Consider the following 14,321-nt stretch of genomic DNA (forward strand, 5'->3'; position numbering starts at 1 on the left):
TTACTGTTTAACTTGAATTAAACTAATTCAAGTGTCTTTAGTTTTTTTCAACCATATAAAAAAAGCGGCCAAGGCCGCTTTTTTCAATCTAATTATTCTGAAGGAGGATTGTCATCCGCCACTTCATCAATAACTGTATCTACTGTTTCAACGTCTTCGATATCAACTAAGTCACTTTCAGTCACTTCAATCTCTTCGATACGTTGTAAACCAACTACTTGCTCTTCGTCAATAGTTCTGATCAAAATAACACCTTGGGTGTTACGTCCAACCGTAGAAACTTCATTAACGCGAGTACGTACTAAGGTACCACGATTCGAAATAATCATTATTTCGTCGTTGTCATCAACCTGTACAGCACCAACAACAGCACCGTTACGCTCACTCACTTTGATTGATACAACACCTTGTGTTGCACGACTCTTCGATGGGTAATCTTCAAGTTGAGTACGCTTGCCGTAACCATTTTCTGTCACTGTTAATATTGCGCCATCATTCTTTGGTACAATAAGTGATACAACACGCTGATCGTCTGGCATCTTAATACCACGAACACCCGTTGCAGTACGACCCATAGGACGTACACCTTTGAAACGGATTTCAGGTTTGCCTTCTTCGTCTAGTACTGGGTTACCATTTTCATCAACGACAGCCGTTTCTTCAGCCTCTTTAAAGCGAACAACTTTACCCGCATCAGTGAACAACATAATTTCGTTGCTGCCATCGGTAATATCAACACCGATTAAGCTATCACCTTCGTTTAAGTTAACCGCAATGATTCCGCTTGCACGTTGACGACTGTATGCCGTTAATGGCGTCTTCTTAACCGTACCGAACGCCGTCGCCATAAAGATGTATTTATCATCTTCATAATCGCGTACTGGCAGGATTGCAGTAATACGTTCATCTGCTTCAAGTGGTAATAAGTTAACAATTGGCTTACCGCGCGCTGCACGACTGGCAAGTGGCAACTGGTATACTTTAAGCCAATATAAACGACCCGCTGTAGAGAAACAAAGAATAGTATCGTGAGTGTTGGCAACCAATAAACGTTCAATGAAATCTTCATCTTTCATCTTAGTTGCTGACTTGCCTTTACCACCACGACGCTGGGCTTCGTAATCACTTAACGCTTGGTACTTAACGTACCCTTCGTGTGAAAGCGTAACAACTACGTTTTCTTCGTTGATTAAATCTTCAAGGCTTATATCGTGTGCAGCGGCATTAATTTCAGTGCGGCGCTCATCACCATATTGCTCTTTAATTTCAACTAACTCGTCACGAATAACTTCCATTAAACGTTCCGGACTTGCCAAAATTAATAATAGTTCGGCAATTAGGTCGAGTAACGATTGATATTCGGTAAGAATTTTTTCGTGCTCAAGACCAGTAAGTTTGTGTAAACGTAAGTCTAATATTGCTTGGGCTTGCTGCTCAGAAATATAATACTGACCATCACGAATACCCAGTTCGCTTGCTAACCAATCTGGGCGTGCTACGTTGTCTTCGCCTGCTTTATCAAGCATGGCTTTAACATTACCTAATTCCCAAGGACGCGCTGTTAGTGCAACTTTTGCTTCAGCGGGCGTAGGCGACTTACGAATAAGTTCGATAATTGGGTCAATGTTTGCCAGTGCAATCGCTAAACCTTCTAGCGTATGTGCACGGTCGCGAGCTTTGCGTAAATCAAATACCGTACGACGGGTAACAACTTCACGGCGGTGAATAATAAACTCTTCAAGCATTTCTTTTAAGTTGAAACACTTGGGCTGGTTATTAATTAACGCAACCATATTCATACCAAACACAGTTTGTAACTGAGTTTGTGAATAAAGGTTGTTTAGAATAACTTCACCTACGTCACCACGTTTGATCTCAATAACGATACGCATACCGTCTTTATCTGATTCATCACGTAATGCGCTGATCCCTTCAATTTTTTTATCTTTAACTAGCTCGGCGATTTTTTCAATCAAACGAGCTTTGTTAACTTGGTAAGGGATTTCATGAACAATAATTGTTTCACGGCCGGTTTTCTCATCGGTTTCAATCTCAGCACGCGCACGCATGTACACTTTACCGCGACCGGTTTGATAAGCTTGTTCAATGCCTTTTTTACCGTTGATAATTGCCGCAGTTGGGAAATCTGGACCTGGAATATAATCCATTAACTCAGTAATGGTTAACTCAGGGTTTTGAATAAGCGCTAAACAGCCATTCACTACTTCTGATAAGTTATGTGGCGGAATATTTGTCGCCATACCAACAGCAATACCTGACGAACCATTAACTAACAGGTTAGGTATTTTAGTCGGTAATACATCAGGAATTTGCTCTGTGCCATCGTAGTTAGGCACAAAATCAACCGTTTCTTTTTCAAGATCGGCTAATAATTCGTGCGACATTTTTGCCATACGTACTTCTGTATAACGCATTGCCGCTGCTGAATCACCATCAACCGAACCAAAGTTACCCTGACCATCAACTAACATATAACGAAGAGAGAATGGCTGAGCCATACGTACGATGGTGTCATAAACTGCACTGTCGCCGTGTGGGTGGTATTTACCGATTACGTCACCGACCACACGGGCCGATTTTTTGTAAGGCTTGTTCCAGTCATTACTAAGCTCGTTCATTGCAAACAAGACGCGGCGGTGAACAGGTTTTAAACCGTCACGTACGTCTGGTAATGCACGTCCTACAATTACACTCATGGCGTAATCTAAGTAGGAATTTTTTAACTCGTCTTCAATATTGACTGGCAGAATTTCATTGGCGAGATCAGTCATTTGATATCACATTCCTTCAGTATCAGCTCTTAACAACCCAGTATTAGGTATTAAGAGTGTTTGTTATTATTTCTAAATAACCATGCTATCACAATTAATTTTAATTTACAGGCGCAAAACTTTGCGATTTATCAATTTAGCCCTATATAATGGCCTCAGATTGACGAGGAAGTATTTTATGACCGAACATCAAAATGTAGATAACGCAGAAATAGCAAAGTTTGAAGCCATCGCAGAACGTTGGTGGGATTTAGAAGGCGAATTTAAACCCTTACACGAAATTAATCCATTACGATTAGATTTTATCGCTGACAAAACTAAAGGGTTATTTGATAAAGAAACCCTCGATGTTGGGTGTGGTGGCGGTATTTTAAGTCACAGCATGGCGCGAATGGGCGCTAAAGTAACTGGCATCGATATGGGGCAAGAGCCTTTAACTGTCGCCAAGTTACACAGCTTAGAAACAAGTGTCCCCGTTGAATATATAAAAGTGCCTGCAGAACAATTTGCTGATGAGCACCCTGAGCGCTTTGATGTGATCACTTGCATGGAAATGTTAGAGCACGTCCCCGACCCCGCTTCTATTATTCATGCGGTCGCTAAATTAGCAAAACCTGGGGCCGATGTTTTTTTCTCTACTCTTAATAAAACCCCAAAAGCTTACTTATACGCTATTGTCGGTGCAGAAAAACTGTTAAAAATGGTCCCTGAAGGTACCCATGACCATAAAAAGTTTATTAAACCTGCGCAATTAATTGCATGGGCAGAGCAAGCTGGCTTAAAAGTACGTGCCAGTGCTGGTTTAAGTTATAACCCGCTTTCTAAGCAATACACAATGAATGATGATGTAAGCGTAAATTATATGCTGCATTTTGAGAAGTTAGTGTAATGGCAAGCTCGCAAACACCTGCTAGCCCAATTGAATATCAAGCACTGCTGTTTGACTTAGATGGCACTTTACTTGATACCGCTGATGATTTAGGCGCTGCACTTAATAGTGTGCTGCATAATCATCAACAACACCAAGTAGGCAGTGATATATATCGCCCCGCAGCTTCAAATGGCGCAGCAGCCTTACTTGCTGCTGGTTTTAAAGAAGGCTGGGCGCAACAACCGCAAGAGCAACTTTTAGCAGAGCTAGTTGCACACTACGCTGCCAATATTGCCACCCATACCCAATGTTTTGTTGGTATAGAGCAACTACTCATTGCACTTGATAATAAAGGAATACCTTGGGGCATTATGACAAATAAGCCTGGTTTTTTAACCGATCCTTTAGTCAGGGCCATTCCTGCGTTAAAGAGTGCGCAAATTGTGATAAGCGGTGATACCTTAGCAGAATCTAAGCCTTCACCCCTTCCTTTAATACATTGTGCTGAGCAAATGAGTGTTGATCCTTCGCGTTGCCTATATATAGGTGATGCACAGCGGGACATACAAGCAGGAAAAGCTGCGAATATGCACACCGCTACCGCACTGTGGGGATATGTACCGAGTGTAGACGAAGCACTGGCTTGGAATGCAGATTTTAATTGGCATAGCCCTATAGATGCTTTTAACCACATATAGTGCCATGTTAATTAATAAACACTACATATTGTGATTGTGTTAGTTTTTACGCAAAGCTTGATGATAAAAAAAGCAGACAAAATTTATTTTTAAAAAGCGTAAATTTAATCTTTCCTTAGTTGATTTTTACAAATTTCAACTTAACCGAATGATCAAAGGTTAATGCCTACTAACACAATTACGTTATCCCAACGTTATCCACAATGAGAGCGGTTTCTGTCCCTTGCAAAAGATCACAGACCACACTATCTTGTGATCTCTAATTTGAACAACACCAGATATTGTGGCTAAATGTTATTCAATTAAATTTACCTAAGCGGTATAAATAACAATAAAATAATAGGCACTAGGCATTTTAAGTGCACTCATTGGTCAAAAATATTTAATTCCCAAGGAATACAGGCAAAACTATGAACCAACAGTTATCTGTAAGCAAACGTGACGGCCGTAAAGAGCCGCTTGATCTAGACAAGATCCATCGCGTTATTGAATGGGCCGCCGAAGGTTTAAATAACGTTTCGGTTTCACAAGTTGAACTTAAATCGCATATTCAATTTTATGACGGTATTCGTACTAAAGACATCCACGAAACGATTATCAAAGCCGCTGCGGATCAGATTTCTAAAGAATCGCCTGATTATCAGTATCTTGCTGCTCGTTTAGCTGTATTCCATTTACGTAAAAAAGCCTATGGCCAGTTTGAGCCACCGCGTCTTTTTGACCATGTTACTAACATGGTTGAACAAAAACGCTACGATGCACATTTACTCGTTGATTACACAGAGCAAGAATTAGATGAGCTAGATGCGTACTTAGATCATTCTCGCGATCTTAACTTTAGCTACGCAGCAGTAAAACAGCTTGAAGGTAAATACCTAGTTCAAAACCGTGTAACCGGTGAAATTTACGAAAGCGCGCAGTTTTTATATATCTTAGTGGCTGCAAGCTTATTCGCTGATTACCCTCGTGAGACACGTATTGATTACATCAAACGTTTTTATGATGCGGTTTCATTATTTAAAATTTCTTTACCTACGCCAATTATGTCGGGTGTACGTACGCCAACGCGCCAGTTTAGCTCATGTGTACTTATTGAATGTGGCGATAGCTTAGACTCAATTAATGCTACATCATCAGCAATTGTTAAATACGTCTCTCAACGTGCTGGTATTGGTATTAATGCAGGTCGTATTCGTGCATTAGGTAGCCCTATTCGTAACGGTGAAGCGTATCACACTGGCTGTATTCCGTTTTATAAGCACTTTCAAACAGCGGTTAAAAGCTGTTCGCAAGGCGGTGTACGTGGTGGCGCAGCAACCCTTTTCTACCCGCTTTGGCATTTAGAAGTTGAAAACTTATTAGTGCTTAAAAACAACCGTGGTGTTGATGATAACCGCGTACGTCACTTAGATTACGGCGTACAGTTTAATAAACTCATGTACTCACGTTTAATTAAAGACGATTACATTACGTTATTCAGCCCCTCTGACGTGCCCGGCCTTTACGATGCATTTTTTGAAGACCAAGACGAGTTTGACGCGCTATATGTAAAATATGAGCAAGACGAGTCAATTCGTAAAAAACGAATTAAAGCGATTGAGCTGTTCTCTATGTTTGCTCAAGAACGTGCTAGCACGGGTCGTATTTACTTACAAAACGTTGACCACTGTAATACACACAGTCCGTTTATCTCAAAAGTGGCTCCGATCCGTCAATCTAACTTATGTTTAGAAATTGCGTTACCAACTAAGCCTCTTAACAACGTGAATGATGAAGAAGGTGAAATTGCACTTTGTACATTATCTGCGTTTAACTTAGGCGCCATTGAGTCTTTAGATGAACTAGAAGAGTTAGCTGAGCTTGCAGTTCGTGCACTTGATAACCTACTTGATTTTCAAGACTACCCTGTGCCGGCAGCCAAAAATGCCACTATGGGACGTCGTACGCTAGGCATAGGCGTTATTAACTACGCATACTACCTAGCTAAAAACGGTAAGCGTTATTCTGATGGCAGCGCAAATGCGCTTACGCACAAAACATTTGAAGCGATTCAGTACTACCTAATGAAAGCGTCTAATGAGCTGGCAAAAGAGCGTGGAGCGTGTCCTAAATTTAACGAAACAACGTACTCACAAGGTATTATGCCAACGGATACGTACAAGCGTGATTTAGATAAAATTTGTGATGAACCACTGCACCTTGATTGGGATACGTTACGTGCCAGCATTAAAGAGCACGGTATGCGTAACTCAACACTGAGCGCATTAATGCCATCAGAAACATCATCGCAAATATCTAATGCAACCAATGGCATTGAGCCACCGCGTGGCCATATTAGTGTTAAAGCAAGTAAAGACGGTATTTTAAAGCAAGTTGTCCCTGAGTACGAACGCCTTAAAGATAGCTATGAGTTACTGTGGGATATCCCATCTAACGATGGTTACTTACAATTAGTAGGCATAATGCAGAAATTTATCGACCAAACGATTTCAGCGAATACTAATTATGATCCAAATAAATACGAAGGCGGTAGAGTACCTATGAAAGTCTTACTAAAAGACTTACTTGGTGCCTACAAGCTAGGTGTTAAAACACTGTACTACCATAACACCCGTGATGGCGCATCAGATGCACAAGAAGACGCTCCAGAAGTGGAAGATGATGATTGTGCAGGCGGCGCGTGTAAAATTTAATAGTTAAACTTAAAGCGGGCGCCTTGCCCGCTTTGTCCTGACAGTTTTAGTGATAGTTTTTTGAGTGATAAACATGTCTTATACTACTTTTAGCAGAAATCATAATAACCAAATGCAAGAGCCAATGTTTTTTGGTCAAACCGTTAACGTGTCACGTTACGATCAACAAAAATACCCTATTTTTGAAAAGCTGATTGAAAAACAATTGTCTTTCTTTTGGCGTCCTGAAGAAGTTGACGTAAGTAAAGACCGTTTAGACTTTCAAGCGCTTCCCGAACACGAAAAGCATATCTTTTTAAGTAACTTAAAATACCAAACGTTGCTTGATAGTGTTCAAGGCCGTTCGCCTAACGTTGCACTATTGCCAATTGTGTCAATTCCTGAGCTTGAAACATGGATTGAAACATGGGCGTTTAGTGAAACCATTCACAGCCGCTCATACACACATATTATTCGTAACGTAACCCAAGCGCCTGAACTCATCTTTGACGACATTGTTAGCAATGATAAAATTAGTGAACGTGCCGATGCCGTAACCACTTATTACGACGATTTAATTAACTCAGTGTCGCTTTACAACCTTTACGGTGAAGGCAAACATGACATTAATGGTGAAACTGTTGTGGTTAACCTATTCGAGCTGAAAAAGAAATTGTACCTGGCAATGATGTCAGTGAACATATTAGAAGCCATTCGCTTTTACGTGAGTTTTGCGTGTTCATTTGCGTTTGCAGAGCGTGAGCTAATGGAAGGTAATGCTAAAATTATTAAGCTTATTGCCCGTGATGAAGCGCTTCACCTTTCAGGCACTCAGCATATTTTAAATATTATGCAAGATGGCAAAGACGACCCTGAAATGGCAATTGTTGCTGCACAGTGCCGTGAAGAAGCAATCAAAATGTTTGTTGACGCTGCAGAGCAAGAAAAAGAATGGGCAGAATACCTGTTTAAAGATGGTTCAATGATTGGCTTAAATAAACATATTTTATGTCAGTATGTTGAATACATTACCAATGCTCGCATGACCGCGATTGGTCTGCCTGCACAGTTTGATAATAACAGTAACCCTATTCCATGGATCAACTCATGGCTTGTTTCTGATAACGTGCAAGTTGCTCCACAAGAAGCGGAAATTAGCTCATACCTTGTAGGTCAAATTGATTCACAGGTTGATGCAGCTGAATTTGGTGACTTTGATTTATAATGACTGATAGAACCACTGCAAGTGTCACGCTTGCAGATAACAGCCAGTGCTTAGATTTTACCGCTGGCTGCCCTTCTCTTTTACACTGCTTAGAATCGAATAAAATTGATGCTGCTTACCAGTGCCGTGAGGGATATTGTGGTGCGTGTCGTGCTACGCTTGTCTCTGGTGAAGTAAATTACAATGAAGAACCATTAGCCTTTGTGCGTGATGGTGAAATACTGTTGTGTTGCTGCAAGCCCAATGGTGATATCAGTATTAATTTAAAGTAACTAGCATTGAGGTTAACAAACCACACAGTGTAATGCCTAACAGTTCACTTTATTCACTTACCTGTTTGCTGCAATTATTACTCAAGTAATCACGATTATAGCCGTGTTATTTACTCTGAATAAGCAGTAGGTACAAATCGGTAATGACCCGTAATTGTATGAGCAAAAAGCATATCGCTCATTTCAGGTCCGCGACCAATATTGTGCACAATAAGCGGGTGACCACTGTCCTGCGATATTTGATTAACAACCATACCTATGTGCGGTAAATTGCCTGGCAGCATCCAAGTGACTATGTCACCGGTTTTATATTCTGCTGCATTAAGCGATTTAGTTAACACTTGTGCATGCCGCTCAAAATAAACCTGTAAGTTAGGTACACGTCGATGATCAATGTTTTTATCTGGCTTGGTTAATCCCCAAATACGCTTAGAAGGATATGCGTGAAAATTGGCCTGCATGTCTTCATGTACTAACTTTTGTAAATCTATACCAAGCTGTCGATACGATCTAATTATAACATCAGTACACACACCAATATTAGCGGGCACATCGCCACCAGGGTATTCAAGCCTATGATAGGCGCCATCGTAAGTTACTTGTTGCGTTGTTCTATGGATCAATGCGTTGACAATATCATGATTAAAATCGGCTGCCTTTACATCAAAGGCAAGTAAAACAAGCGGATAGAGAATAAAGCGCGACATATAAATTCCTTTTATAATATTTATTAACTAAAGCTGTTGAGTAATATAGTCAGGAATATTAAATTTATTTCCATTGCTGGTAAAGTGTGCATCAAGTGCATAGGCCATTTTTTCAAGCGGAGCATCATCATAACCACAGGTTTGGATTTCATTGATGTAGCGCATAATAAAAGCGTGAGCACCGAGCTCGCGCCATTGAACGACATGAGCCAGCTCATGAAAATGCACTCTTAAATTACGCGCAACATGAGGTAATATATAATAAGTGTCTTTATAGGTGATCCCTGCTACATCCAAAGCCAGCAAATTCGCTAGCAAATGTATCACAGCATATTCTTTGATCAACTACTCGCTATTCGTTTTATCAATCCATTGTTCTATTTGCGCTAGCATGTTTTCTTCAAAAAATTGCTTAATGACTTAATTTAAGCATAAACATTTAATGACGCAGAATTTGCTTTTATCAAAAAAAGCGCCAATGGTATTATTACTGACGCTGATTATTAATAATGGCTATAAAGTTGTCTAACCTTCTTCTTCAACCAATGATTCTAATAACTCATGGATCTCTGATTTTAATTCTTTGTCTTCAATTTTATTCGCACTGATTTTAGCATCTTGCAGATTTTTAATTGCCGCTTCTTTATCACCCAGCTCAAGCTGTAAAGTAGCCATAGAAAAGGCAACAGACGACATATGATCTTTGTTATTAATTTCTATCGACTTCTGTAACGCTTTTTCGTAAGTCTCGATAGCTTCTTCTAGCTCTTCGGTAAAATCTGCTAATGTTTCCCACTGAACAGGGTGATCTTTCGCTGTATTTTCGTTTTCAATACAAATAGCTTTTAGCTCAGCATATAAAGATTCAAACTGTTTAGTATCATTTTTATTAGCCGCTGCCATCAGCTTTTCCGCCAAATCGTGAACCGCTTTGTATACTTTAGTATTCATAATTACTCGCTACCTTATTGACGCGCCTTTTTTGACTTATTAAAGACATCGTATTCGAAATATATTCCCTAATAGTACATTATTATTAAGCGCTGCGTTGTTACAAAAGTATTATAAGCGATAAAAACAGAGGTTTAATTTAAAAACCTGGATATTACAGTGCTACAGTTAACACTTAATTTAAGTCGCAATAGTAAATACCTACCCTATGCAAAATTGCAATCAATGCGGTAAATGCTGCACTAAATATGGTGCGGCAGATTTAGATATAAATCAGGATGAAATTGAAATGTGGGCGTTATTCAACCCTAAAATATTTCAATACGTTAAAAACGATAAATTATGGTTTGACCCAACAACGGGTGAGCAATTAACGCAATGCCCATTTTTAGAGCTTGCCTATAGAGCATCTCCTGAAGAAAAAGATAAATATACTTGCAGTATTTATCATGACCGTCCTCAAGATTGCCGACACTACCCAAGTTTAATTTCAGAAATGATAAATGATGAATGTGAAATGCTTGAACCTGTCGATAAACAAAATCATTTTAAAGCACAAAAAAAGTTAGACATACTAATGATAGACAGTCGCTCTTAAATTTGACTGTAATAATACCGTGCTAGATTAAATTTATCGCTCTATTGTGTTATTCAACGCAAATTTTAAAGTTATAGTATAACATTGTTGATAGCTTAATTTTGTAGTGTTATATTATATCACAACATAACAACCACGATTCGAAGTAATTATGACTAAGCTAACACTCATATCCTCAGCGCTACTGTCTGTTTTATGTTCTCACTCTGCCCTAGCAGCAACGATTAACGGCACAGTAACAGATACAAAAATGCAACCCATTGCCAATGCCACAATTCATGTTCATGGAAAGTCACAAAGCGTGAAAAGCAATGAACAAGGTCAGTTTAGTATTGACATAGATGCTAAAAGCCAATTACATATTAGTAAAGATAACTACATCGATTCACGTATATCACTTGAGAATGTAGACGATACAATTACTGTTACATTAAAGCCGTCTTCGGTTGAAACTGTGGTTGTGTATGCCTCGGCACTGCATAAAAATAGCTTAGAAATGATTTCACCTGTAAGCGTACTATCAGGGGATGAACTAAAAAATAAAGCGAAACCGACCCTCGGTGAAACACTTAAAGGAATACCAGGAGTAAACGCGAGTTATTTCGGCCCTGTCTCTTCAAGTCCGATTATTCGTGGCCTAGGTGGTCCTCGTGTTAAAATTACTCAAAACGGTTTAGATAGCAGTGATGCATCACGTATTGGTCCAGATCACGCAACATCAAGTGATAGCTTAGCCGCTGAACAAATTGAAGTACTACGAGGCCCAAGCACCCTACTTTATGGCTCTGGTGCGATTGGTGGTGTGGTAAATGTGGTTGATAACCGTATTCCAACCAATAATACTGACACGCTCTCGGGAGCGGCGCAATACACACACGATACCGTTTCAAATGCGAACACCTATGCTGCAAAATTAGAAACAGGCAGCAATAACTTTAATTTTCATTTTGATGGCACCAAACGCAGTGGTGATGATTATCAAACGCCTCGCTTTAACCTACCGGATGAACATGAAGAAGGTGAAGTACACATTGAGGGCGATGAAGAAACAGCCACTTCAGTTGAAAATACCTTTATCGACAGTGAAACAGTAAACTTTGGTACCAGCTATGTCGGTGAGCATTTAACTGTTGGCTTTTCATACGGCAATATTGAAACAGATTATGGCATTCCTGGGCATTCACATGATCACGGCCATGCCCATGAAGAAGAAGGCGATCATGAAGATCATGCGGATGAAGAACATATAGAAACTCCCGTTTATGCTCATTTAGAGCAAGATCGTTGGCAAGGACTGGTAAGTTATGCATTTCATGATAACTGGATTGAATCTATTAACCTTCGTCTTGGCTACACCGACTATACGCACAGTGAAATTGAAGATGGCGCGATTGGCACCACATTTAGTAACGAAACCACTGAAGCACGTTTAAATGTAGAGCATCAGTTAGGCCAATGGCATGGCATGATTGGCTATCACTATAGTGAATCTGATTACGATGCAATTGGCGAAGAAGCGTTTACGCCTGCAAGTGTCACTACCACTCATGCGTTATATTTACTTGAAGAACGCACATTTGGCGATGTCACCGTAGAGCTTGGCGCCCGCCTAGAAGATTATGATATCAAAAGTGATGTAGATACACATCAGCACAGCCATGATGAACAACCTGTATCGGCAGATGAGACTATTAACTACACCCAAAGCTTTACTAATGTAAGTGCCTCAGCCGGTGCGATTTGGGAGTATACGCCAAGTCACAACCTAGCCGTTAGCTTATCACATTCAGAGCGTGCGCCACTTTCAGCTGAATTACTCTCTAATGGTTTGCATGTTGCCACAGGTACTTATGAGCTTGGTTTGGGCTATCATATTGAAGGGGCAGAAGCGCATTTTGAACCTGAAGAAATTAAACAAGAAACCTCTACCAATTTTGATATTAGTTTACGTCGTTTTAGCGGTGACTTTGGCTACACCGTCAACTTTTTCTATAACGATATTAAAAACTTTTATTATCAACAAAACACCGGATTAGTGTTTGATGAGATGGATGGCTTTGAGTCTGCTGCCAATGGACACAGCGATGCAATTGATGTTTATCAATTTACCAGTAAAGATGCGCAGCTTTATGGTTTTGAATTTGATGCACATTATCAAATAAACCCCAGCGCCATGGTAAAAGTATTTGGTGACTCTACTCGTGCCAAACTAAAAGATAATGAAGGTAATTTACCACGTATCCCTGCCAATAAATTGGGCTCAGAACTACAATATACCCTAGGTAATGCGCAATTTACCTTAACAGGAACCCATTACTTTGAGCAAAATGATATTAGTGCTTACGAAACGGCAACGGATGGCTATACATTAATTGATTTACAAGCCAATTATCAGCTTGATTTAGGTGCAGTGGATACACAGCTCTACTTAAGTGTTGATAATATTACGGATGAGCTTGGTTTCGTGCATAGTTCATTTATTAAAGATACGGCACCTCTTCCTGGGCGTAACTTCCAATTTGGCGTTAGAGGCTACTTTTAAAACGCGCTCATTTTTAATCAGACAATAAAAAACCGCATTCAAAATAATGAATGAAGTGACCCCCAATAGTTGGACATTCCAATTACTGGGGGTCTTTTTATGTCCAAACATCATCGAGCTTTTAAGCTCAAAATAGCAGAGCTCGCTTTGTCTGAAAGCTCTTCGACAGTAAGCAACAGATTTAATGTTACAGATAGGCAGGTCCGATATTGGACCGCTATTTATCGAATTCATGGCGCTGAAAGCTTCAGGTCTGTTCACAAACCTTATTCTCAAGCATTTAAGGTAGAAGTGTTAAAAACGATGACAGCAAACAGTTGGTCACTCGGTTATACCAGTGCTTTTTTCGATTTATCGTCCCCTGGCATTCTTTTTCAATGGCAAAAGCTTTATGCTCGTGATGGTATATCACGTCTCAAACCACAAATAAAAGGTAGGCCAGTCATGACTAATAATTCTTCTTCATCAAAACCAGTAGAGCAAATTTATACTACTTTTAGCAGAAATCATAATAACCAAATGCAAGAGCCAATGTTTTTTGGTCAAACCGTTAACGTGTCACGTTACGATCAACAAAAATACCCTATTTTTGAAAAGCTGATTGAAAAACAATTGTCTTTCTTTTGGCGTCCTGAAGAAGTTGACGTAAGTAAAGACCGTTTAGACTTTCAAGCGCTTCCCGAACACGAAAAGCATATCTTTTTAAGTAACTTAAAATACCAAACGTTGCTTGATAGTGTTCAAGGCCGTTCGCCTAACGTTGCACTATTGCCAATTGTGTCAATTCCTGAGCTTGAAACATGGATTGAAACATGGGCGTTTAGTGAAACCATTCACAGCCGCTCATACACACATATTATTCGTAACGTAACCCAAGCGCCTGAACTCATCTTTGACGACATTGTTAGCAATGATAAAATTAGTGAACGTGCCGATGCCGTAACCACTTATTACGACGATTTAATTAACTCAGTGTCGCTTTACAACCTTTAC

General features: G+C 39.9%; 12 protein-coding genes. 8 read left to right on the forward strand and 4 right to left on the reverse strand.

Going from position 1 to position 14,321, the window contains the following annotated elements:
• Positions 1 to 92 precede the first annotated feature (92 nt).
• Positions 93 to 2,792 carry a DNA topoisomerase (ATP-hydrolyzing) subunit A gene (gene gyrA / locus BG00_RS11660; RefSeq protein WP_036982779.1) on the reverse strand — a complete coding sequence of 900 codons (2,700 nt, stop codon included), beginning with the start codon at positions 2,790 to 2,792 and terminating at the stop codon, positions 93 to 95.
• Positions 2,793 to 2,970: 178 nt separating this feature from the next.
• Between gyrA and ubiG the strand changes: the two genes are divergently transcribed.
• The 5 genes from ubiG to yfaE all read left to right on the forward strand — a co-directional run bounded on the left by ubiG (position 2,971) and on the right by yfaE (position 8,530).
• The gene (gene ubiG / locus BG00_RS11665; protein ID WP_036982780.1) at positions 2,971 to 3,681 is read left to right on the forward strand and encodes a bifunctional 2-polyprenyl-6-hydroxyphenol methylase/3-demethylubiquinol 3-O-methyltransferase UbiG; all 711 of its coding nucleotides are present in this window, start codon (positions 2,971 to 2,973) and stop codon (positions 3,679 to 3,681) included.
• Positions 3,681 to 4,361, forward strand: a complete 681-nt coding sequence (locus BG00_RS11670; RefSeq protein WP_036982782.1) for an HAD family hydrolase — start codon at positions 3,681 to 3,683, stop codon at positions 4,359 to 4,361. Before ubiG ends, BG00_RS11670 begins: the two co-directional genes overlap by 1 nt.
• Before the next feature lie 410 nt (positions 4,362 to 4,771).
• Complete coding sequence (nrdA, locus tag BG00_RS11675; protein WP_036982784.1) at positions 4,772 to 7,054, forward strand: class 1a ribonucleoside-diphosphate reductase subunit alpha; 2,283 nt, start codon at positions 4,772 to 4,774, stop codon at positions 7,052 to 7,054.
• A gap of 73 nt (positions 7,055 to 7,127) precedes the next feature.
• Entirely contained in the window at positions 7,128 to 8,258 is a 1,131-nt protein-coding gene (nrdB, locus tag BG00_RS11680) for a class Ia ribonucleoside-diphosphate reductase subunit beta (protein ID WP_036982786.1), read from the forward strand.
• Positions 8,258 to 8,530 (forward strand): class I ribonucleotide reductase maintenance protein YfaE, encoded by a 273-nt coding sequence (yfaE, locus tag BG00_RS11685; protein WP_013464872.1) that lies wholly within the window; start codon positions 8,258 to 8,260, stop codon positions 8,528 to 8,530. The genes nrdB and yfaE overlap by 1 nt, the downstream gene beginning before the upstream one ends.
• A gap of 110 nt (positions 8,531 to 8,640) precedes the next feature.
• On the opposite strand, the gene BG00_RS11690 is transcribed toward yfaE, so the two are convergent.
• From BG00_RS11690 to BG00_RS11700, 3 genes are all read right to left on the reverse strand, one after another.
• Entirely contained in the window at positions 8,641 to 9,237 is a 597-nt protein-coding gene (locus BG00_RS11690; RefSeq protein ID WP_036982788.1) for a DUF1287 domain-containing protein, read from the reverse strand.
• Between the two features lie 27 nt (positions 9,238 to 9,264).
• Positions 9,265 to 9,564, reverse strand: a complete 300-nt coding sequence (locus BG00_RS11695) for a hypothetical protein (protein WP_253861385.1) — start codon at positions 9,562 to 9,564, stop codon at positions 9,265 to 9,267.
• Between the two features lie 198 nt (positions 9,565 to 9,762).
• The gene (locus tag BG00_RS11700) at positions 9,763 to 10,188 is read right to left on the reverse strand and encodes a tetratricopeptide repeat protein (protein ID WP_008112472.1); all 426 of its coding nucleotides are present in this window, start codon (positions 10,186 to 10,188) and stop codon (positions 9,763 to 9,765) included.
• Between the two features lie 208 nt (positions 10,189 to 10,396).
• Between BG00_RS11700 and BG00_RS11705 the strand changes: the two genes are divergently transcribed.
• The 3 genes from BG00_RS11705 to BG00_RS18155 form a co-directional block, all read left to right on the forward strand.
• Complete coding sequence (locus BG00_RS11705; RefSeq protein WP_036982790.1) at positions 10,397 to 10,786, forward strand: YkgJ family cysteine cluster protein; 390 nt, start codon at positions 10,397 to 10,399, stop codon at positions 10,784 to 10,786.
• A gap of 151 nt (positions 10,787 to 10,937) precedes the next feature.
• On the forward strand, positions 10,938 to 13,328 hold the full coding sequence (locus tag BG00_RS11710) for a TonB-dependent receptor (RefSeq protein ID WP_036982792.1): 2,391 nt from the start codon (positions 10,938 to 10,940) through the stop codon (positions 13,326 to 13,328).
• A 99-nt stretch (positions 13,329 to 13,427) separates the two neighbouring features.
• The coding region (locus BG00_RS18155) for a ribonucleotide-diphosphate reductase subunit beta (protein WP_253861386.1) at positions 13,428 to 14,321 on the forward strand (894 nt) is incomplete at its 3' end.

This window comes from Pseudoalteromonas sp. SCSIO_11900, assembly GCF_000576475.1.
In the GTDB taxonomy this organism is placed as follows: Bacteria; Pseudomonadota; Gammaproteobacteria; order Enterobacterales; family Alteromonadaceae; genus Pseudoalteromonas; species Pseudoalteromonas tetraodonis.

Excerpts from the sequence above, each read along its gene's own strand:
- nrdB (WP_036982786.1), top strand. The coding sequence starts at position 7,128 with ATGTCTTATACTACTTTTAGCAGAAATCATAATAACCAAATGCAAGAG.
- nrdA (WP_036982784.1), top strand. The coding sequence starts at position 4,772 with ATGAACCAACAGTTATCTGTAAGCAAACGTGACGGCCGTAAAGAGCCG.
- yfaE (WP_013464872.1), top strand. The coding sequence starts at position 8,258 with ATGACTGATAGAACCACTGCAAGTGTCACGCTTGCAGATAACAGCCAG.
- gyrA (WP_036982779.1), bottom strand. The coding sequence starts at position 2,792 with ATGACTGATCTCGCCAATGAAATTCTGCCAGTCAATATTGAAGACGAG.
- BG00_RS11700 (WP_008112472.1), bottom strand. The coding sequence starts at position 10,188 with ATGAATACTAAAGTATACAAAGCGGTTCACGATTTGGCGGAAAAGCTG.
- BG00_RS11710 (WP_036982792.1), top strand. The coding sequence starts at position 10,938 with ATGACTAAGCTAACACTCATATCCTCAGCGCTACTGTCTGTTTTATGT.
- ubiG (WP_036982780.1), top strand. The coding sequence starts at position 2,971 with ATGACCGAACATCAAAATGTAGATAACGCAGAAATAGCAAAGTTTGAA.
- BG00_RS11670 (WP_036982782.1), top strand. The coding sequence starts at position 3,681 with ATGGCAAGCTCGCAAACACCTGCTAGCCCAATTGAATATCAAGCACTG.
- BG00_RS11705 (WP_036982790.1), top strand. The coding sequence starts at position 10,397 with ATGCAAAATTGCAATCAATGCGGTAAATGCTGCACTAAATATGGTGCG.
- BG00_RS11690 (WP_036982788.1), bottom strand. The coding sequence starts at position 9,237 with ATGTCGCGCTTTATTCTCTATCCGCTTGTTTTACTTGCCTTTGATGTA.